At 55.0% G+C, this 18,732-nt stretch carries 22 protein-coding genes; 14 read left to right on the top strand and 8 right to left on the bottom strand.

The window, feature by feature from the left end; genetic code table 11:
* The first annotated feature begins 94 nt into the window (after positions 1-94).
* On the top strand, positions 95-424 hold the full coding sequence (locus PH7735_RS20650) for a hypothetical protein (protein ID WP_058309413.1): 330 nt from the start codon (positions 95-97) through the stop codon (positions 422-424).
* Positions 425-452: 28 nt separating this feature from the next.
* On the opposite strand, the gene urtE is transcribed toward PH7735_RS20650, so the two are convergent.
* Genes urtE through urtA form a run of 5 tightly spaced genes read right to left on the bottom strand, consistent with a single transcriptional unit; the run spans position 453 to position 6,418 of the window.
* Positions 453-1,148 (bottom strand): urea ABC transporter ATP-binding subunit UrtE, encoded by a 696-nt coding sequence (gene urtE, locus PH7735_RS00620; protein WP_058309412.1) that lies wholly within the window; start codon positions 1,146-1,148, stop codon positions 453-455.
* 3 nt (positions 1,149-1,151) lie between these two features.
* Positions 1,152-1,892, bottom strand: coding sequence for an urea ABC transporter ATP-binding protein UrtD (urtD, locus tag PH7735_RS00615; protein ID WP_058309411.1), 741 nt, complete (start codon positions 1,890-1,892; stop codon positions 1,152-1,154).
* The gene (urtC, locus tag PH7735_RS00610) at positions 1,889-3,118 is read right to left on the bottom strand and encodes an urea ABC transporter permease subunit UrtC (protein ID WP_058309410.1); all 1,230 of its coding nucleotides are present in this window, start codon (positions 3,116-3,118) and stop codon (positions 1,889-1,891) included. Before urtC ends, urtD begins: the two co-directional genes overlap by 4 nt.
* 3 nt (positions 3,119-3,121) lie before the next feature.
* Positions 3,122-5,077 carry an urea ABC transporter permease subunit UrtB gene (urtB, locus tag PH7735_RS00605; protein WP_058309409.1) on the bottom strand — a complete coding sequence of 652 codons (1,956 nt, stop codon included), beginning with the start codon at positions 5,075-5,077 and terminating at the stop codon, positions 3,122-3,124.
* Positions 5,078-5,137: 60 nt separating this feature from the next.
* The gene (urtA, locus tag PH7735_RS00600; protein WP_058309408.1) at positions 5,138-6,418 is read right to left on the bottom strand and encodes an urea ABC transporter substrate-binding protein; all 1,281 of its coding nucleotides are present in this window, start codon (positions 6,416-6,418) and stop codon (positions 5,138-5,140) included.
* 372 nt (positions 6,419-6,790) lie between these two features.
* Here urtA and PH7735_RS00595 point away from each other — a divergent pair, with 372 nt between their 5' ends.
* The 9 genes from PH7735_RS00595 to PH7735_RS00560 all read left to right on the top strand — a co-directional run bounded on the left by PH7735_RS00595 (position 6,791) and on the right by PH7735_RS00560 (position 12,684).
* Complete coding sequence (locus tag PH7735_RS00595; protein ID WP_503167625.1) at positions 6,791-7,645, top strand: urease accessory protein UreD; 855 nt, start codon at positions 6,791-6,793, stop codon at positions 7,643-7,645.
* A 1-nt stretch (position 7,646) separates the two neighbouring features.
* On the top strand, positions 7,647-7,949 hold the full coding sequence (locus PH7735_RS00590; protein WP_058309406.1) for an urease subunit gamma: 303 nt from the start codon (positions 7,647-7,649) through the stop codon (positions 7,947-7,949).
* A 12-nt stretch (positions 7,950-7,961) separates the two neighbouring features.
* Positions 7,962-8,123: a peptidase M23 gene (locus PH7735_RS20480; protein ID WP_145865234.1), complete on the top strand. Its 162-nt coding sequence runs from the start codon at positions 7,962-7,964 to the stop codon at positions 8,121-8,123.
* Complete coding sequence (locus PH7735_RS00585; protein ID WP_058309405.1) at positions 8,120-8,425, top strand: urease subunit beta; 306 nt, start codon at positions 8,120-8,122, stop codon at positions 8,423-8,425. Before PH7735_RS20480 ends, PH7735_RS00585 begins: the two co-directional genes overlap by 4 nt.
* Positions 8,425-10,185, top strand: coding sequence for an urease subunit alpha (gene ureC, locus PH7735_RS00580; RefSeq protein WP_058309404.1), 1,761 nt, complete (start codon positions 8,425-8,427; stop codon positions 10,183-10,185). The genes PH7735_RS00585 and ureC overlap by 1 nt, the downstream gene beginning before the upstream one ends.
* A gap of 10 nt (positions 10,186-10,195) precedes the next feature.
* Complete coding sequence (gene ureE, locus PH7735_RS00575) at positions 10,196-10,648, top strand: urease accessory protein UreE (protein ID WP_058309403.1); 453 nt, start codon at positions 10,196-10,198, stop codon at positions 10,646-10,648.
* Complete coding sequence (locus PH7735_RS00570) at positions 10,632-11,279, top strand: urease accessory protein UreF (RefSeq protein WP_058309402.1); 648 nt, start codon at positions 10,632-10,634, stop codon at positions 11,277-11,279. The genes ureE and PH7735_RS00570 overlap by 17 nt, the downstream gene beginning before the upstream one ends.
* Entirely contained in the window at positions 11,276-11,905 is a 630-nt protein-coding gene (ureG, locus tag PH7735_RS00565; protein ID WP_058309401.1) for an urease accessory protein UreG, read from the top strand. Before PH7735_RS00570 ends, ureG begins: the two co-directional genes overlap by 4 nt.
* Positions 11,906-11,973: 68 nt before the next feature.
* Entirely contained in the window at positions 11,974-12,684 is a 711-nt protein-coding gene (locus PH7735_RS00560; protein WP_058309400.1) for a glycosyltransferase family 25 protein, read from the top strand.
* A 73-nt stretch (positions 12,685-12,757) separates the two neighbouring features.
* Here PH7735_RS00560 and PH7735_RS00555 read toward each other — a convergent pair whose 3' ends face one another.
* A complete protein-coding gene (locus PH7735_RS00555) occupies positions 12,758-13,411 on the bottom strand; it encodes a peroxiredoxin (RefSeq protein WP_058309399.1) in 654 nt (217 codons plus the stop codon).
* A gap of 235 nt (positions 13,412-13,646) precedes the next feature.
* Here PH7735_RS00555 and PH7735_RS00550 point away from each other — a divergent pair, with 235 nt between their 5' ends.
* Positions 13,647-15,077: an aldehyde dehydrogenase family protein gene (locus PH7735_RS00550; RefSeq protein WP_058309398.1), complete on the top strand. Its 1,431-nt coding sequence runs from the start codon at positions 13,647-13,649 to the stop codon at positions 15,075-15,077.
* Positions 15,078-15,141: 64 nt separating this feature from the next.
* Here the strand turns inward: PH7735_RS00550 and PH7735_RS00545 are convergent, their stop codons facing one another.
* Positions 15,142-15,813 carry an FkbM family methyltransferase gene (locus PH7735_RS00545; RefSeq protein ID WP_058309397.1) on the bottom strand — a complete coding sequence of 224 codons (672 nt, stop codon included), beginning with the start codon at positions 15,811-15,813 and terminating at the stop codon, positions 15,142-15,144.
* Positions 15,814-15,894: 81 nt separating this feature from the next.
* Between PH7735_RS00545 and PH7735_RS00540 the strand changes: the two genes are divergently transcribed.
* Positions 15,895-16,740: an alpha-1,2-fucosyltransferase gene (locus tag PH7735_RS00540; protein ID WP_058309396.1), complete on the top strand. Its 846-nt coding sequence runs from the start codon at positions 15,895-15,897 to the stop codon at positions 16,738-16,740.
* A 17-nt stretch (positions 16,741-16,757) separates the two neighbouring features.
* Here the strand turns inward: PH7735_RS00540 and PH7735_RS00535 are convergent, their stop codons facing one another.
* Entirely contained in the window at positions 16,758-17,414 is a 657-nt protein-coding gene (locus PH7735_RS00535; RefSeq protein ID WP_058309395.1) for an RluA family pseudouridine synthase, read from the bottom strand.
* Between the two features lie 100 nt (positions 17,415-17,514).
* Between PH7735_RS00535 and PH7735_RS00530 the strand changes: the two genes are divergently transcribed.
* Positions 17,515-17,925, top strand: a complete 411-nt coding sequence (locus PH7735_RS00530) for a nuclear transport factor 2 family protein (RefSeq protein WP_058309394.1) — start codon at positions 17,515-17,517, stop codon at positions 17,923-17,925.
* A 70-nt stretch (positions 17,926-17,995) separates the two neighbouring features.
* Positions 17,996-18,724 (top strand): SGNH/GDSL hydrolase family protein, encoded by a 729-nt coding sequence (locus tag PH7735_RS00525; protein WP_058309393.1) that lies wholly within the window; start codon positions 17,996-17,998, stop codon positions 18,722-18,724.
* The last annotated feature ends 8 nt before the right edge of the window (positions 18,725-18,732 follow it).

The raw sequence follows: 18,732 nt of genomic DNA, 5'->3' as shown, positions 1-18,732 counted from the left end.
ACCCTTCGAACCCACGCAGAAAACCATGGCAAATGATAATGTCATCTAAAGCAACCTTAGACACTGCCGCCACTCACTTTAAGGGAACATTAGTATGACACTCTCGATCTGCCATCTTGTCGAAACCCAGTCGGACCTTTTGAAGCGTCCCGAGCGACATCTGGTCAATTCAGCGGAATTCGCAGTGGCAAACCACGAAATCAGGTCCGTTGGGGGGCGGACCTTTCGCGCGCAAAGTTTCGATGTAGACGTCATTGTTTCCCATATACCAATTCGCTGGAAAACATTTCCGTTTCTCGTTTCTTTGCGCGCGGCGAATCCGAACAGCAAAATCATCCACGTTGATCTTGCTGCGAACAAATCAAGCAAACCTCTGCGGCAAACGGCCTTTGCGTTGTTCGATCAGGTTATTTTGGCAAATTGAACCATTTAGCCTGATCGAACATGCGCGATCAGACCGAAACAAAGCTCATGATTTCTGATTTCTCGAGCGTGCCCTTGTCGCCTTTCAAAACGACTTCGCCCCGGCGCATGACGGCAAACTGATCCGCGAGGTCATAGGCGAACTCGAAATACTGCTCGACCAGGATGATTGCCATATCGCCTTGATCCCGCAGCAATTTGATAACTTGCCCGATTTGCTGAATGATGTTCGGCTGAATGCCCTCGGTTGGTTCATCCAGAAGCAACAACCGTGGCTTTGTAATCAGGGCGCGCGCAATGGCCAATTGTTGTTGCTGCCCACCGGAAAGATCCCCGCCACGACGACCCAGGAAATCTTTTAGGATGGGAAACAGGTCGTAAATTTCATCCGGGATAAAGTGTTCTTTGGAGGGCAGGCACGCAAAACCCGTTTCCAGGTTCTCTTTAACCGTCAACAGGGGGAAGATCTCGCGTCCCTGCGGCACATAGGCGATTCCCTTTTTCGCTAGCGCATGAGACGGCAAAACCCCAATTTCTTCGCCATTCAATTCCATCGTGCCACCAGATCGCGGATGGGCACCCGCAATGGCCTTTAGAAGGCTGGTTTTCCCGACCCCGTTTGTTCCCATAACACAGGTCACTTCGCCCAATGACGCCTCGAGTGCAACGTCGTGCAGGATTTGAGAATGCCCGTAATGCAGCGTCAGATCGTTCAGTTTCAACATCTCTTAGCGTCCTAGATACACGTCGATGACGTCTTGATTTGATGTGACGTGGTCAAGGCTGCCTTCGGCCAGAACCGACCCTTCGTGCAACACCGTGACCTTACAGTTCAAGCGGCGCACAAATTCCATATCGTGTTCAACGACAACCACCGCACGGGTCTTTGCCGCCTCAACCAAAATGTCTGTTGTGTGCTCTCGTTCTGCCAGCGTCATGCCTGCTGCGGGTTCATCCACCAGCAACAATTGTGGTTCCTGTGCCAAAAGCATGCCAATCTCGAGCCATTGCTTCTGGCCGTGGCTCAGTTCGCCCGACTTGCGCGACAAGGCATCTTTCAAACCGATTTCGTCTGCCAGTTGCGCGACCTTATCCAGATCTTCGGAATTGGCCCGATATCCCAACACGGCCAACCAGCCCCGTGGTTTTTTCAACGCCATCAACAGGTTTTCCTGTACCGACTGGTCTTCAAAAACAGTCGGTTTCTGAAATTTGCGCCCGACGCCCGCTTGGGCAATTTTTGCCTCGTTCATTTTGAGCAGTGAAACAGATTTTTCGCCCCACAGGACACGTCCCTCATCGGGTTTCGTCTTGCCTGTGACAATGTCCATAAAGGTGGTTTTTCCTGCACCGTTTGGTCCGATAATCGCGCGCAGTTCGGCGCTTCCAATCTGGAACGACAGGTTGTTGATCGCACGAAATCCGTCAAAGGTGACCGAAACGCCGGATACTTCGAGAAGATTGCTCATTCGCTGGCCTCCTTTTCACGCAATGCCCCGTCGTCTGGGCCCAGGTCAGCGCCATGCCGGTTTGGAACACGTCTGTCTGTCCACAGATCAACCAGCCCACCCATGCCTTTTGGGGCAAACAAAGTGACCAGAACAAAGGACAGACCCAGAAGCACAAGCCACCAGTCAACCCACTTGATTGTATAGAAACCCAACGAGATATCGGGCGCCTGACCACCAGTGAACCATGTCGACAAAAGGCTGACGAAGGCGGCACCGATCACCGCGCCATACAACCGCCCACGCCCGCCGATCGCGACCCAGACGGCAAGGTAGATGGATGCGATAGGCGCAATTTCTGCAGGGTTGATAATGCCAGCCTGCGGGTAATACAGCGCCCCTGCAATCGCGGCGAGACAGGCAGTCAGTGTAAAGACGGCCAATTTGTAGGTCTCCACCGAATAGCCGAGGAAACGCACACGCGCTTCGTTATCGCGAATGCCGCGAATAACGGATCCGAATTTGCCCGACACCACCCATGCGGCGATCATGTATCCCACCCCAAGTGCAAAGGCCGACGCCCAGAGGAACCAAAGCGAAACCTGATCCTGCGAGGCGGTGACACCGGGAAGGTTCTGCAGACCAGACAGGCCATTGTTGCCGCGCAACCCGCTGTCGTTCTGGAACAGATAGAGCGCCAGTGCCAAGGTCATCGCCTGTGTCAGGATCGACAGGTAGACGCCTGTTACGCGGCTGCGGAAGGCCAGCCAGCCAAAGACCAAGGCCAAGATACCCGGGACAAGCACCACCAGAGCCAGCTGCAGGAACAGGCTGTCTGCGAATGCCCAAACCAAGGGGAACTCGCTGCTGCCGACAACGCCAAAAATCTGGTTGCCGATGGCATCCACGACTTCGGCCGATGTTGGCGGAATTTCCGCTTGGGACAGCGATTCAACGACAATCAAACGTGTCCGCTCGTACATGAGCCACATGCCGATCATATAGCCGCCCAACCCGAAGAACGCGAAATGTCCCAAGCTGAGAATGCCGGTAAAGCCCCAGATCAGATCCATCGCGACCGCGATAAGGCACAAGCACAACGTCTTGCCCAAGGTCTTGATAAAGCTGGTCGAGATGAAGCCCATGCCAAAGCCTTCGGACAGAACGGTCACAACCAGCGTAAAGATTGCGAGCAAGGCCAGAAACACCAAGACAGAGGGGTTCTTTGCAAAAAAGGAACGCTGCATGGCTCAATCCCCCGCCGCGCGGCCTTTGAGGGCAACGATGCCCCTCGGCCGGAATTGAATGAAAATGATGATGAAGATGATCATATAGGTTTGCGCCGCCAGCGTGTTTGACGGGTTCAGCCATTCGATTCCTTTTTGAAGGAAGCCGATCATCGTTGCCCCGGCCAATGTGCCCCAGATGTTGCCGACACCTCCGACAACGACGGTCATGAAACTCTGAACGATATAGTCGCTGCCCAGCTCGGACGTGACCTTGGCAAACAGACCGATGGCGACGCCGGCAATACCTGCGATGCCCGACCCCAAACCAAAGGTCAGCATGTTCACCTTGTCTTTGTTGATCCCCATCGACGAAGCCATACGCGGGTTCTGGGTTACGGCACGTGTCTCCAGTCCCAGCCGGGTGCGCTTCATGATGAACAGGAAGACCCCGAGGAAGATAAAGGCGAGAATGAAGATCGCGATGCGGATATAGCTGATCGAGACAACATCATTGATCACCCATGCGCCGTCCAGCCAACCGGGTGCCGTGAGCGGACGCGCCTGTGTCCCAAAGATGTTTTTGGCCAGCTGTTGCAACGCGATGGAAATCCCGAAGGTCGCAAGAAGCGTCTCGAGCGGGCGGTTATAGAGCCAGCGGATGACCAATCGCTCCATTGCGACACCTGCGGCAAACGTCACCGCAAAGGCCAGTGGTATGGCCACAATAATGGAAATGGTATGATCGGGAATGATCTGCTGAACGACGTAACCGGTATAGGCGCCCATCATGATGAATTCACCATGCGCCATATTGATAACGCCCATCACACCAAAGGTGATGGCCAGCCCGATCGCCGCCAGAAAATAGATCGACGCCAGTGACAAGGCATCCAACGTCAAATCAAGGGCCTGGTTCATGCCGACATTGACCGAGATATCGTTAAGAGCTTTCTGTGCCGCGTCGGTCACCTCGGCAGAGGGTTCGGAGTAGACATCATAGAAGACGTGTGTTGCCAATGCTGCCTGAATGGTTTCATCGGTGACCAGCGGGGGCACTTTGCCCTCTGCGGCAAGCGACGCATAGGCCTTGCTGCGGTTTTCCAGCGTGTTCATTTGGGCGACTGGCACACCTGCGATGCTGCCACCGTCAATGTGTTCGGCCAAAATCGCGCGCATCTCGCCAGACGACAGGCGCGGTGCGGCAAGGTTTTCTTTCACAAGCAGCTCATAAGCAGCTTCTGTGTCGAAATCCTCTTTTCCCGGAACCAGAACCTGCGCGATGTTCAGCCCTTGCGGCACGTCCCCCGCGGAAACTGCACGGGTGGTGGTCATCAATGGGTTCAGCGTGGCACGGACATCGACACCAAGATCGCCTGACATCTCCAGAATGGCGTCAACACGGGCTTGCGTATCTTCGTCGTAGCCAATGGTCAGAAGACGTTCCAACCGTTGTTTTTGGGCCTTTAGGCCTGCGTCAGGTTCGGCATCAATCGACGCCCGCAGAGGTGCCAGATGTGCAGCCTCGGGGTCGCGTTCGATCGACGTCAACGCATCCTGACGTTTGTCTTTGTCGGCATCCATCAATTGGAACCGGACCAACGCGGTGCCGATCATGGCGCGAATACCGCTGTTGGGTTTGATCTGTTTCAGATCAGCTTTCAAGACACCGTCAATTGTTTGACCGGTGTCAAAATCGGTCAACCGATAGGTTTTGTCTTCGGCTTTCTCGGCAATAAAGAACACACCGTCAGATTTGCGCATCCACATGTTTTTGGCTGCCCAGACCTCGAGGACCTGTTGTGCCTGCGGCACGCCGCTCGAGGCAATCGCGTCAATTGCCGGAGCGATTGTTTTGCGAGAGCTTTTTACAATGGCGGCTTGGTGGTTCTGGAGGACAGGCTGGATGGCCCCCTCTTGTGCGAAGGCACCAGTGCACGACAATAGAGTTGCGATAATCGCAATCAGAAGATGTCTCATAAGGGGTGTTCCGAGATTGCGGAGAAAGGGGTCAAGGAACCCCTTTCTCCTATTCAGGTCTTAGTAGTTCGACAGAGTCTGAACGCATGTTTTGGTTTCGGTGTTGTACATACCGCAACCAAGGTCTTTCCAGTCCGACTTCAGAACAGCCGACTCGGGTAGGAAGTCTGTCCAAGCATCGCCTGGCACTTCTTCTGTCTGGCTGATGATATCGAATTGGCCGTCGGCCTGAATTTCACCAATCAGAACCGGTTTAGCAAGGTGGTGGTTTGGCAGCATAACTGCGGTACCGCCCGTCAGGTTCGAATATTCCTGACCATACATTGCGTCACGCACAGCATCGACCTCGGTCGAACCAGCTTCGGTCGCAGCGTTCACCCACATGTTGAAGCCGATAAAGTGTGCTTCCATCGGGTCGTTGGTAACGCGCTCATCGCCCATGGCAGCTTTCCATGTTTCGATGAATTCTGCGTTCGCGTCACTTTCAGCAGACTGGAAATAGTTCCATGCCGCAAGGTGACCAACGAGGTTCGACGTGTCCAGACCAGCCAGCTCTTCTTCCCCAACCGAGAAGGCAACCACAGGGATGTCGTCAGCCGAAACGCCGGCCGCAGCCAGTTCTTTGTAGAAGCCGATGTTTGCATCGCCGTTGATGGTCGAGATCACACCAACCTTTTTACCGTCTGCGCCCAGCGCAACAACGTCAGCAACGATCTTGGACCAGTCGGAATGGCCAAAGGGTGTGTAGTTCACGAAGATGTCGTCATCCGCGATCCCCTTACCCTTCAGGTAGCTTTCCAGAATGTTGTTGGTTGTACGCGGGTAAACATAGTCGGTTCCCAGCAGCGCGAATTTCTCAACACCCAGCTCGTCCAGGAAATAGTCGGTCGCAGGGATCGCCTGCTGGTTGGGAGCAGCACCGGTATAGAAAACGTTCTTCGAGCTTTCTTCACCTTCGTACTGAACAGGGTAGAACAGCAGGCCGTTCAGCTCTTCGATCACTGGCAGAACAGATTTACGCGAAACCGATGTCCAGTTACCAAAAATGACGTCTACGTCATGCACGGTCAGCAGCTCACGCGCCTTTTCCGCGAACAGAGGCCAGTCAGACGCAGGATCTACGACAACCGCTTCCAATTGCTTGCCCAGCAGGCCGCCTTTGGCGTTTTGCTGATCGATCAGCATCAGCATGGTGTCTTTCAAAGTGGTCTCTGAAATGGCCATAGTGCCGGACAGCGAATGCAAAACACCGACTTTGATAGTGTCTTCAGCCGACAAAGCCGAGGTGGCCAGAGTGGCGAAAACCATTGAACCGGCGAGAGTTGATTTCAGAAAGTTCATTCTATCCTCCATGCAGAGTCTTAGGTGGAATGACTTGCGCAGGGGCGCCGACTTCCCTTACCTGACTCTGCAACAGTTATTGTTGCAATCCGTGTGGCGGCCTTTCCGAGGTTCCAGTTCGATCGGTCGTCACACACCCACATTTTCAGACATACATCCCCAGCAGGTGCCTATAGCGATTCTGCATCGCAGCGCCGATAGCAATTTTGCTGGCCCTTGATTGAGGGCTCATCGCACCAATAGATTAATTTTTAAGCTGACTTTTCCATGTATGATTATTTTTTAATCAAACACACCTAACCACACCCTCAAAATGATCACCAACAATGGTGTTTCGGGCCTAAGAGCGACGAAAAAGAGTGCAACAACGCCATTTGGGGACGACTCATCAACATCAAGCCGCACATATCGACAGCACAAAGGTTAACGGGCCAGCCCCGCGCCATTGGAGACGCAAAGCTGAGTGTGAAGCTGCGTAATGGCAAAACCGTGCTTGATGGTTTCCGTCAATCCGGCTCTATGAAGTGCCTCTTTCCGCGCTTGCCACGGTCAGCATTTGAAACCGTTCTGGTGAATACCGCCGGCGGCGTAACAGGAGGCGATGACTTCTCGTTTGCAGGTTACGCAGGCCAAGGCACACAACTAACGGTCACGACCCAAGCCTGCGAACGGGCCTATCGGGCACAGCCGGGTCAAACCGGCACCGTGCGCAACAATCTTCGAGTCGCTTCGAATGCGCGTATAAACTGGCTTCCTCAGGAAACCATCCTGTTTGACCAATCGTCTCTCAATCGCAAACTCGCTGTCGAAATGGCACCGGACGCAACGCTTTTGCTGGTCGAACCTTTGGTGCTTGGCCGCGCAGCCATGGGGGAAACAGTCAACGATGCCACCCTCAAAGACCGCATCGACATTCGCCGCGATGGCACGCCCTTATATCTGGACGCCCTGCGCCTTGAGGGAGATGTCACAGCACATTTTGCCAATCCGTTCATCGCCAATGGTGCGGGTGCAATGGCCTCGGTTGTCTATGTGGCAAACAACGCCGAAGCCCATCTGAACACTCTTCGCGACCTGCTGCCTGATACCGCGGGCGCCAGCCTTTTACAGCCTGACGTGCTGGTTATGCGCGTGTTGGCCGAGGACAGCTTTGTCCTGCGTAAATCCCTTATTCCGGCCCTCACATTGTTGAACAAGGCCCCCCTCCCACGATGCTGGATGATCTGACATGAATCTGACCCCGAGAGAAAAAGACAAACTCCTGATCGCTATGGCAGCCGAGGTTGCCCGCAAACGTTTGGCGCGTGGCGTCAAGCTGAACCATCCGGAAGCAATCGCGCTGATCACCGATGCGGTGGTTGAAGGTGCGCGCGACGGGCGTTCCGTCGCCGACCTGATGGAGGCCGGCGCTCAGATCATCACCGTAGAAGACTGCATGGAGGGCATCTCCGAGATGATCCATGAAGTCCAAGTCGAAGCAACTTTCCCGGATGGCACCAAGCTTGTCACCGTTCACAACCCGATCCGCTAAAGGAGACCCGAGATGAAAACTTTGCTGGCAACGATTGCTACACTTTCCGCCGCCCCTGCATTGGCACACAGCGGCGCTCACATGCATCCCCACGCGTCGGACCCGTCATGGGTTCCCTTGCTTTTGATCATGGCGTCTGCAGCAGCGGCCTTTTTGTGGATGCGCGGCAAATGATCCCCGGCGAACTGTTTCCTGCCGAGGGCACGCTTGAACTGAACGAAGGGCGCGCGGTCACCACCCTTATGGTGGCCAACACGGGCGACCGGCCCGTTCAGGTTGGCAGTCACTATCACTTTGCCGAAGCGAATGCCGCGCTCGATTTCGATCGCGAGGCCGCACACGGTCAACGGCTTGATATCGCCGCAGGCACCGCTGTGCGCTTTGAACCTGGTCAGCGACGCGAAGTGCACCTTGTTCCAGTATCTGGTGCGCGCCGCGTTTTCGGATTTAACCAAAAGGTCATGGGAGACCTCTAATGCCCAGCCATATTTCCCGCGCAGATTATGCAGCCATGTTTGGCCCGACCACAGGCGACCGCTTGCGTCTTGCCGACACCGATCTGATTATCGAAGTCGAACGTGACCTGACCGCAGAACGTGCGGGGGCCGCCCAAACCGGCGGTTCAGGCTCGAATGCTCTTCTTTATGGTGAAGAAGTCAAATTCGGCGGTGGCAAGGTTATCCGTGACGGCATGGGCCAAGCCCAGACCACCCGCGCCGAAGGCGCGGTCGATACGGTTATCACCAATGCTCTGATCGTGGACCATAGCGGGATCTACAAAGCGGATGTCGGACTGAAAGACGGGCGCATCGCCAAAATCGGCAAGGCCGGAAACCCCGACACCCAACCGGGTGTAGACATTATTGTCGGGCCCGGCACCGAGGCTATTGCGGGAGAAGGCCGGATTTTGACGGCTGGCGGTTTCGACAGCCACATCCACTTTATCTGCCCCCAACAAATCGAAGACGCCTTGCATTCCGGCCTGACCACAATGCTGGGCGGCGGCACCGGTCCCGCGCATGGCACCCTTGCCACCACCTGCACGCCGGGCCCTTGGCATATCGGACGCATGATGCAAGCTGCGGATGCGTTTCCGATGAACCTTGCCTTTGCAGGCAAAGGCAATGCCTCGCTTCCCGCGGCACTGGAAGAACAGATCAAGGGGGGCGCCTGCGCGCTCAAACTGCACGAGGACTGGGGCACCACGCCTGCCGCGATTGATTGCTGTTTGTCCGTTGCCGACGCGATGGACGTGCAGGTGATGATCCACACCGATACGTTGAATGAATCGGGTTTTGTTGAAAACACGGTCGCTGCCATGAAGGGCCGTACCATCCACGCCTTCCACACCGAAGGTGCCGGCGGCGGGCACGCGCCCGACATCATCAAAATCTGTGGCGAAGAACACGTTTTGCCATCGTCGACAAACCCGACCCGCCCCTTCACCGTGAACACCGTCGACGAACACCTCGACATGTTGATGGTCTGTCACCACCTCGACAAATCGATCCCCGAGGATGTGGCCTTTGCCGAAAGCCGTATCCGCCGCGAAACCATCGCGGCCGAAGACATCCTGCATGACATGGGCGCGTTTTCGATCATTGCGTCAGACAGTCAGGCCATGGGCCGTGTGGGCGAGGTGCTCATCCGCACATGGCAGACCGCTGATAAAATGAAGAAACAACGGGGTCGTCTGGCGGAAGAAACCGGCGAAAACGACAACTTCAGGGTCCGCCGCTATATCGCGAAATACACCATCAATCCCGCCATCGCGCATGGGCTGTCACAAGAGATCGGCAGCATCGCGGAAGGGAAGCGTGCAGACCTCGTTTTGTGGAGCCCCGCGTTTTTTGGCGTAAAACCCGAGATGGTTCTGTTGGGCGGCACGATTGCAATGGCACAGATGGGCGACCCGAATGCATCGATCCCAACGCCGCAACCGGTTTACAGCCGCCCGATGTTTGGCGCCTATGGCCGTTCGGTCGAAAATTCCGCCGTGACCTTTGTCAGCGCCGCCGCTCAGGCCGAAGACATCGGTAACCGCTGGGGGCTGGCCAAGCAAACAGTTGCCGTGTCCAATACACGCAATATCGGCAAATCCGATCTGTTGCTGAACAATGCCACGCCGGAAATCGAAGTGAGCCCCGAAACCTATGAAGTGCGCGCTGATGGCGAGCTTCTTACCTGCGAGCCTGCGGAAACCCTTCCGATGGCGCAACGCTATTTCATGTTTTGAGTAAACGACAATGACCCAAACCTTCCCAACAGCCCGCGCCTATCGCTCTCATGCCCACGCGACCCTCTCGGCCCAGGTGGCACTGGACTATGACGGGCGGTTTCTACGCCGCAAAATGCTGACGACAGACGACGGTCAATCCGTTCTGGTCGATCTGGCAAAGACCACATCTCTGGATCATGGCGGCGTTCTTGTTCTGGACGATGGCCGCGAAGTCGGCATCGTTGCCGCCCCTGAAGAACTGCTTGAAGTGACCGGAGACGACCTGCCCCGGATCGCATGGCACATCGGTAACCGCCACACGCCCTGTCAGATCGAAAAAGACCGACTGTTCATCCAGCGCGATCACGTGATCCGCGATATGCTGGGCAAAATTGGGGCCACAGTGCGCGAAGTCGTTGAACCTTTCACCCCAGAAGGCGGCGCCTATGGGCATGGACGAACTCATGGCCACGCACACTGATATCCTGACCCTGACGCAATGGTTTTCGCCCGCATTTCCTGTGGGTGCCTTTGCTTACTCTCATGGTTTGGAATGGGCGATTGATGCCGGGGATGTGGTTGATGCCCAAACCACCCGCGCATGGGTTCAAAGCGTTTTGAACAGTGGTGCCGGTCGGAATGATGCCATTCTTCTGGCCCAGGCCTATCTGGCAAACTCAGACGAAGACCTGCAAGAGGTCGAAGCCACCTGTAGGGCGCTTGCTTCGTCCAAAGAACGCTTGATGGAAAGCCGCCTTCAAGGGGATGCCTTTTGTGCGACGACCTCGGCGATCTGGGCGAATGCGTTAACAGGGTTGAGCTATCCTGTGGCGGTGGGACATGCCGCGCACCTTGAGGCGCTGCCCTTGGACCTCACGGCGCAAATGTATCTGCAAAGCTTTATGAGCAATCTGATCTCGGCCGCCATGCGCCTTGTGCCACTTGGTCAGGTCGAGGGACAAACCCTTATTCGAGAGCTGACCCCGTTGTGTGCAAGCGTCGCGGCCAAAGCCACGACGGGGTCACTTGACGATTTGGGCAGCTCGGCCTTCATGTCCGACATCGCGGCCATGAAACACGAAACACAGTATTCGAGGATTTTTCGAACATGACATCAATGAATGGTCCCCTGCGCGTGGGTATCGGCGGCCCCGTCGGGGCAGGAAAAACCACGCTTACCGCCGCCTTAAGCGAAGCGCTGCGTGATCTCTATTCCATCGGTGTCATTACCAATGACATCTATACCCAAGAAGATGCCGAAGCGTTGATGCGCATGCAAATTTTGCCCCAAGACCGCATTATTGGTGTCGAAACCGGAGGCTGCCCGCATACGGCAATCCGCGAAGATGCCTCTATCAATCTGGCCGCGGTTGCCGAGATGCAGGAACGCCACCCCGATGTCGAAGTCGTGCTGATTGAAAGTGGCGGCGACAACCTGTCGGCGACTTTCAGCCCCGAACTGGCGGATGTGACGCTCTATGTCATCGATGTTGCCGCCGGAGAGGAAATCCCGCGCAAGGGCGGGCCCGCGATCACCAAATCGGACATTCTGATTATCAACAAAACCGACCTTGCCCCCTATGTTGGTGCAAGCCTCGACGTGATGGAGCGCGACGCGACACGAATGCGCAAAGGCCGTCCGTTTGTGTTTGGCCAGATGCGTCACCGTAAAGGCGTTGATGAGGTGGTAAAGCTGCTTCAGAACATCGGCGGGCTTGCCGTTTCCGAACCTGCCTGAACACCCGCAAACTTCGTGAAAGTGCCAGAGGGGTTTCCCGCACCTTCTGGCAGGTCTATGTAAGGGCCATGCATAGCCTGATCATCCATATGCCCGGATCAACCGAGCGCGGCGCCAATGTCGAGCGTCTTCTTCAAGTGCTTCCAAATGCCGAAGTGGTCGAAGCCGTGGATGGCCGTCTTCCAGAAGTGCAGGCCACCACCCCGACGGCGCCCGGAGATCTGTTTCGCCCAAAATACCCTTTTCCGCTGAAAGGCGGCGAAATCGGGTGTTTTTTGAGCCATCGAAAGTGTTGGCAACGCATTGTCGATGAAGGCTGGGACGCCGCACTTGTGGTCGAGGACGATCTTGAAATAGCGCCAGAAAAGCTACCGGCACTTCTTGAGTTGATCCAAAGGCATGCCGTGCCAGACGCGTTCATTCGTATTCCGCCAAAAGACCGCGAACCGCAAACGGCGGTTCTGGATTCAGAGCAAGGTTTGACCCTGTTCACCCCCCCTGTGATTGGCCTTCAAACCACGGCACAGCTGGTCGGGCGTGATGCGGCGAAACGATTGCTTGCGACCACCGAAACGCTTGACCGGCCAGTTGACACGTTCTTGCAGATGCATTGGGTCACGGGGCAAAATGTTCAAACGATCTTGCCAAACGGGGCGCATGAAAAGACCTTTGGCAGCGGATCCACGGTGCAGCAAAAATCCGGCGGGTCGGGTCAAAAATTGGTCCGTGAGATCCAGCGCTTCAAGTACCGGTCAGCGGTAAAACGGCGCCCCCAGTAACAGGAAAAGGCAGGAAACCCCGCCTTTTACCTTGTTTTATGCAGCGCGCCCCGTTTCCAAGGCGCGATCTTCCTTAGCCCGGCTGTTTTGTGAAGCGCAGGTAGGGCAGCTTTGCGTCGAACTCACCGAATTTTTCTTTGGCAGCTTCGTCATTCAAAGTCATGGCAACAATCACGTCCTGACCCGCAACCCAGTTTGCCGGCGTTGCAATCGGCACGCCATATGTGGCCTGCAAGCCATCAAGGGCACGCAGGACTTCTGCAAAGTTACGACCAACGGACATCGGATATGTCATGATCAGTTGCACTTTTTTGTCAGGCGAAATGATAAACACCGAACGCACGGATGCGCTGTCTGCGGCAGTCCGGCCATCCGGCAGATAGGCTTCGGCGGGCAGCATGTCGAACTCTTTGGAAACGGCCAAAGAACTGTCGGCGATGATTGGGAATCCAGCCTTCGCTCCTGCGAAACCTTCAATGTCGCTTTTCCATTCAACGTGCTCGTCAACGCCGTCGACGGAAAGACCAATCACTTTGGTATTGCGCTTTTCCCACTCGTCGGCCAATTGCGCGACAGCCCCAAATTCGGTTGTGCACACAGGGGTAAAGTCTTTGGGGTGAGAGAACAGAATTGCCCAGCTGTCACCGATCCAGTCATGGAACGTGATGGTCCCCTGATCGGTTTCAGCAGTGAAATTCGGTACGATGTCGTTGATGCGCAGACCCATGTTTTTCTCCGGAACTGAGGGTTAGGTTCAAATTCTATTTTTTAGATACATTCTAAACTAGCATTTACTAGAGGGCATGTTCGGGATTTTTTTGCTTGTGACCGAATGCCGCGATATTGACAGTTTGAAAAATTTGATCAAATTTACTGATGACGCTACGGCACGCCGTGCATTTGCTCTCTTGCGGGACTCAGATCACGCTGACAGAGTGCGTTGATATTCTCGGAGGACTACCATGATTGAGAAACGCCAATTCTACATCGATGGGGCTTGGGTCGATCCCGTAGCGCCTCATGATCTCGAAGTTATCGACCCCGCAACCGAAGAGGTTTGCGCGGTTATTTCGCTGGGTGACAAGGCAGATACGGATGCGGCTGTTGCTGCTGCCAAAGCCGCATTTCCTTCTTGGGCGGATACACCGCTGGAAGAGCGTGTTGCCCTGATCCGCAAACTGGGCGAAATCTATAAAGCCCGCCAGGAAGAAATGGGCGAAGCCATCCGTCTCGAGATGGGTGCCCCCAAAGATCTGGCTCTTAACAGCCAATGGGGTGCAGGAAGCTGGCATCTGGACGGTTTCCTTGAGGCGTTGGAAGGTTTCGAATTCGAGAAACCCTATAAAGGCGTCGACCGCATGCGGCTTGAACCGATTGGCGTTTGTGGCCTCATCACACCGTGGAACTGGCCAATGAACCAGGTTGTCCTGAAGGCCATTCCGGCCATGGCGGTTGGGTGTACAATGGTTCTGAAACCTTCGGAAATCGCACCGTTGTCTTCGCTTCTGTTTGCCGAAATGGTTGACGAAGCCGGTTTCCCCAAAGGTGTGTTCAACCTCGTCAATGGCGACGGTGTTGGTGTTGGATCGCAACTGTCGTCCCATCCTGACGTCGACATGATTTCCTTCACCGGTTCAACCCGTGCCGGCATCGCGATCTCAAAGGCCGCGGCCGATTCCCTGAAGCGCGTCAGCCTCGAGCTGGGCGGAAAAGGTGCGAACGTTATCTTTGCAGATGCAGACGACAAGGCCGTCAAACGCGGCGTGATCCACTGTATGCAGAACTCGGGCCAATCCTGTAACGCCCCGACACGCATGATGGTTGAGCGCTCGCGCTATCCTCTGGCGCTCGAAGAAGCCAAAGCTGCAGCTGAAGCGACCAAAACCGGCCCGACCACAGAAAGCGGCCGCCACATTGGTCCGGTTGTTTCAGAACTTCAGTACAACAAGATCCAAGGCTTGATCGAAGTTGGCATCAAAGAAGGCGCAACCCTTCTGGCGGGTGGTCTTGGGCGTCCTGATGACACCAACAAAGGCTATTACGTGCGCCCAACCGTGTTCGCCGATGTGACACCAGAGATGACAATCTACCGCGAAGAAATCTTTGGACCTGTCTTGTCGATCATTCCGTTCGACACCGAAGAAGAAGCCATCGAGATGGCCAATGACACAGTTTACGGATTGACCAACTATATCCAGACACAAGACGACGAAAAACGCCTGCGCGTTGCGCGTAAGGTGCGTTCCGGCATGGTTGAAACCAACGGCATCGGCCGCCAAAACGGATCACCCTTCGGGGGTTACAAGCAATCCGGCAACGGCCGCGAAGGTGGTGCTTGGGGTATTGAAGAGTTTTGCGAAGTCAAAGCAATCTCCGGCGTGCCAATGGAGTAATCCAACACGTTGCGAAACAGAAAACGCCAGAGCCCAGCTCTGGCGTTTTTTTTGAACCGGATTGTCAGGTTCCAAGCCCCTTGATGTGCCATTCTTCCCATACAAACGGGTAGCACCAGACACAGTCGTGGGTCTGCGACAACGCCAGACGAATGTCATCTCGTCGTTTGCGGTCTCCTTCGCTGAACTCATGAAACTGCACCGTAATCCGGTCGAATTTTTCGATATAAGCCGTTTCTATCAGAGTGGGCAGCAACTCGTACTCGCCCCCTTCGATGTTGATTTTTGCAACACCGATCCGATCAAGTTTCAGTTCTTCGAATACCTCAACCAAATTGCGCACGGCGCCTGTTGTGGTCGCATCAGATTGGACAAACACCGAAGAGGCATCAGCATCGTCAGAAAGAGACAATTCCATATTGTCTTTGCCAAGCGCAAACGCGTGGGTGCATACCGCTTCATTTTCAGAAAACCGTTTTTGCAGCTTTGCTGCAAACTGTGGATGCAACTCAAAAATATGCGCATTTACAGCGTAACGTTCCACCATCATGGCGGTCCAGTCACCGCGGAACCCGCCGATATCAAGAACGGTTTGTCCCGGTAAAAGGCCGGGGTAACCTGCGGGCGTGCCTTTGCCGTGCGCACGGCGATAAGCTTTGTAATCTCTTCGAAACGCGCGATACTCGGCGTCGGACAGAATGCGCCAGAACTTACTCAATTCGCTGTGGATGCTCATACCTATGTCCATTTTCCGCCTCGCCTTTCTCAGGCAGGCTCTGTAATCAAGAAAGATATGCGACAACCAAGCGGGCCTACAATGATCATTGCAAGACTGTTCGGGGGTCTGGGAAACCAGATGTTCCAATATGCCGCAGGAAAGTCACTCGCTGAACGATTGGGTGCTGAGCTTGCACTCGATTTTAGAATAATTGATGAACGTGGCACCCGCCGCCTGACAGACGTGTTTGACCTCGACATTGTGCCGGCAACAAACCTTCCCGCCACCAAACATGAAAATCTTCTGAGATATGGGCTATGGCGTGCATTCGGTCAGTCCCCAAAATTTCGACGCGAGACAGGTCTTGGATACAATGCCGCCTTCGCGGAATGGAGCGACGACACTTATCTGCATGGCTATTGGCAGTCAGAGCAGTATTTTTCGGCAATCTCCGACCATTTACGCCGCGTGTTTCAAGCGGTGCCTGCACCGTCGAAAGAGAATGGTGCAATTGCAGATGACATTCGCGACTGCAGCGCGATCTCGCTGCATGTGCGCCGCGGGGACTACCTTGCCCTTGGGGCGCATGGCGTCTGTGATGAAGCCTATTACAATGCGGCGTTGTCTCATATCGCACCCCAATTGAACCAAGATCCACGTGTCTTTGTGTTTTCCGACGATCCGCAATGGGCCAAAGACAACCTTCCCCTGCCGTTTGAAAAGATTGTCGTCGATCTGAACGGCCCGACAACCGACTATGAAGACCTGCGATTGATGAGCCTGTGCGACCACAACATCATCGCAAACAGTTCATTTTCCTGGTGGGGCGCATGGTTAAACGCAAACCCTGACAAGATTGTCACCGCGCCAGCAAACTGGTTCGCGGATGCAAAGTTGGACAACCCCGACATTCTCCCTGAAGGCTGGCAAAGGATCACCCCCTGAGCCTTGCAAACTGTGGATCAGAACGGTGCTTTCGCGCGAAAACTCATGCCGCGCCCGTTTTCGGGATGATTGATGCGCAGCTCTTCAGAATGCAGCATGAGACGATCATGGTTTTCTAACGCCGCACCTTTTGCATAAAGCGGGTCACCAAGAATAACGTGACCAAGCGCCAGCATATGCACCCGAAGCTGATGGCTGCGCCCGGTTTTGGGCGTCAGACGGACACGTGTTTCACCTTCGGAGTATTTCAAAACGCGCCAGTCGGTGACGGCAGGTTTCCCATTCTCGTGATCGACCATCTGCAGCGGCCTGTTGGGCCAATCCACGATCAGCGGAAGGTCAACCGTGCCGGTTTTCGGATCAAGACGCCCATCCACCCGTGCTACATAAGTCTTCTTTGTTGTGCGTTTCTCGAACTGCATGGACAGGTTACGCTGTGCATGCGGTGTCTGTCCAAAAATCATCACACCTGACGTGTCGCGATCCAACCGATGCACCAGCAGCGCCGTCGGAAAGGCCACCTGAACACGACTTAACAGGCAGTCTGCCAAGTGCTCCCCCCGACCGGGTACGGAAAGCAAACCCGAAGGTTTATTGACGACGACGATCTCGTGATCCTCGTGCAGCACGTCCAGCGGGTCCTGTGGCGGGGTATAGGGGGTCGAAATACTCATGCGGTCGCAATACGCCGATCAATCTGTCACGGCAACCCAACGTCATGCTTGCTCCGCATCAATCAATCGGCAGGCTTGGACACAAACGGAGGAGAGACTCATGCACCCGACCATCGCGCGTATGACCGAGATTGTTGCTTCTGGCGACGATACCAAGATCATTGAAATTCTGGCGGATGACGTCCAGTTTATGCCCCCCACCTATTTCAAGACCTGGACAGGTGCGGAACCCACAGCGGCCATCCTCGGCCATGTCGGTCAGATTTTTCAGGACTTTGAATACCGGCGCATCATGGGCGAAGGCAATGACTGGGCGTTGGAATTCCAATGCAAGATTGGCGATCTGGATGCGGTCGGAGTGGATCTTATTACGCTGAACGACGAAGGAAAGGTTTCCAAGTTCGAAGTGGTTATGCGCCCCTATAAATCGGTCGGTGCTCTGCGTGACGCGATCATGGCCCGCGTGATGAAAGACCCTCGATTTCTGAAATACAAAGATGCACTTTCGTAACAGCATCTAACGCTTTTCTGGTCGCCCGCGTATCGTGGGCGACCAGCCCTTCCAAACAGGTTATTTTTCCATGCCGCTTGAGGCTGACCAACTTTTACGTATTCCACTCATCCCCCTTTTGATTGGACAGGCAATTTATGTCCGCCAATCCGCGATGCAACTTCCGGAACCTCCCGGCCCGAGACAGGGCAAATATGGAAGTGGTCCGCGACTTCGTGTGCTCATTCTTGGAGATTCTTCAGCTGCTGGCGTGGGCGCTTCGGTTCAGCGCCTTGCCCTCAGCGGGCAGCTTGAAAACTGCTTGTCTGGGGATAATTCAATTGAATGGCTGTTGGCTGCTGAAACCGGTGCCACCACAAAAACATCGCTTGGCAAACTGGACACGCTTCCCCCGCACCGGTTTGATGTCGCTGTTCTGGTGCATGGGGTGAACGACACGACGCGCCTGACGTCAAAGCGCCGGTTTATGGCACGACAAACCAAGCTGATTGATGAATTGAAGCACCAGCACAAGATCAAGCATTTTGTCCTGTCGGGCGTCCCGCCGATGCACCATTTTCCTTTGCTGCCCCAACCTTTGAGATGGGTTTTGGGTTGTCAGGCGCAGAGACTGGACAAGGGGCTGCATGACATTGCCGCTAACCGCCCCGACTGTAGCCACGTCGCGTTGGATTTGCCCTATGAGCCCAAATATGTGGCCAAGGATGGCTTCCATCCGTCTGAGGAGGCCTATCAGGTTTGGTCGCAATTGATCGCAGATCACTTACGTCCTTTTCGCGAGGCAACAGCAAAGGCGTGACAACGTAC

Source organism: Shimia thalassica, from assembly GCF_001458215.1.
GTDB lineage: Bacteria > Pseudomonadota > Alphaproteobacteria > Rhodobacterales > Rhodobacteraceae > Shimia > Shimia thalassica.
This window is presented reverse-complemented; position numbering and strand designations above follow the sequence as displayed.

What these genes read in the sequence shown, in the direction of transcription:
- PH7735_RS20650 (WP_058309413.1), top strand. Translation starts at nt 95, where the DNA reads ATGACACTCTCGATCTGCCATCTTGTCGAAACCCAGTCGGACCTTTTG.
- urtE (WP_058309412.1), bottom strand. Translation starts at nt 1,148, where the DNA reads ATGTTGAAACTGAACGATCTGACGCTGCATTACGGGCATTCTCAAATC.
- urtD (WP_058309411.1), bottom strand. Translation starts at nt 1,892, where the DNA reads ATGAGCAATCTTCTCGAAGTATCCGGCGTTTCGGTCACCTTTGACGGA.
- urtC (WP_058309410.1), bottom strand. Translation starts at nt 3,118, where the DNA reads ATGCAGCGTTCCTTTTTTGCAAAGAACCCCTCTGTCTTGGTGTTTCTG.
- urtB (WP_058309409.1), bottom strand. Translation starts at nt 5,077, where the DNA reads ATGAGACATCTTCTGATTGCGATTATCGCAACTCTATTGTCGTGCACT.
- urtA (WP_058309408.1), bottom strand. Translation starts at nt 6,418, where the DNA reads ATGAACTTTCTGAAATCAACTCTCGCCGGTTCAATGGTTTTCGCCACT.
- PH7735_RS00590 (WP_058309406.1), top strand. Translation starts at nt 7,647, where the DNA reads ATGAATCTGACCCCGAGAGAAAAAGACAAACTCCTGATCGCTATGGCA.
- PH7735_RS20480 (WP_145865234.1), top strand. Translation starts at nt 7,962, where the DNA reads ATGAAAACTTTGCTGGCAACGATTGCTACACTTTCCGCCGCCCCTGCA.
- PH7735_RS00585 (WP_058309405.1), top strand. Translation starts at nt 8,120, where the DNA reads ATGATCCCCGGCGAACTGTTTCCTGCCGAGGGCACGCTTGAACTGAAC.
- ureC (WP_058309404.1), top strand. Translation starts at nt 8,425, where the DNA reads ATGCCCAGCCATATTTCCCGCGCAGATTATGCAGCCATGTTTGGCCCG.
- ureE (WP_058309403.1), top strand. Translation starts at nt 10,196, where the DNA reads ATGACCCAAACCTTCCCAACAGCCCGCGCCTATCGCTCTCATGCCCAC.
- PH7735_RS00570 (WP_058309402.1), top strand. Translation starts at nt 10,632, where the DNA reads ATGGCCACGCACACTGATATCCTGACCCTGACGCAATGGTTTTCGCCC.
- ureG (WP_058309401.1), top strand. Translation starts at nt 11,276, where the DNA reads ATGACATCAATGAATGGTCCCCTGCGCGTGGGTATCGGCGGCCCCGTC.
- PH7735_RS00560 (WP_058309400.1), top strand. Translation starts at nt 11,974, where the DNA reads ATGCATAGCCTGATCATCCATATGCCCGGATCAACCGAGCGCGGCGCC.
- PH7735_RS00555 (WP_058309399.1), bottom strand. Translation starts at nt 13,411, where the DNA reads ATGGGTCTGCGCATCAACGACATCGTACCGAATTTCACTGCTGAAACC.
- PH7735_RS00550 (WP_058309398.1), top strand. Translation starts at nt 13,647, where the DNA reads ATGATTGAGAAACGCCAATTCTACATCGATGGGGCTTGGGTCGATCCC.
- PH7735_RS00545 (WP_058309397.1), bottom strand. Translation starts at nt 15,813, where the DNA reads ATGAGCATCCACAGCGAATTGAGTAAGTTCTGGCGCATTCTGTCCGAC.
- PH7735_RS00540 (WP_058309396.1), top strand. Translation starts at nt 15,895, where the DNA reads ATGATCATTGCAAGACTGTTCGGGGGTCTGGGAAACCAGATGTTCCAA.
- PH7735_RS00535 (WP_058309395.1), bottom strand. Translation starts at nt 17,414, where the DNA reads ATGAGTATTTCGACCCCCTATACCCCGCCACAGGACCCGCTGGACGTG.
- PH7735_RS00530 (WP_058309394.1), top strand. Translation starts at nt 17,515, where the DNA reads ATGCACCCGACCATCGCGCGTATGACCGAGATTGTTGCTTCTGGCGAC.
- PH7735_RS00525 (WP_058309393.1), top strand. Translation starts at nt 17,996, where the DNA reads ATGCCGCTTGAGGCTGACCAACTTTTACGTATTCCACTCATCCCCCTT.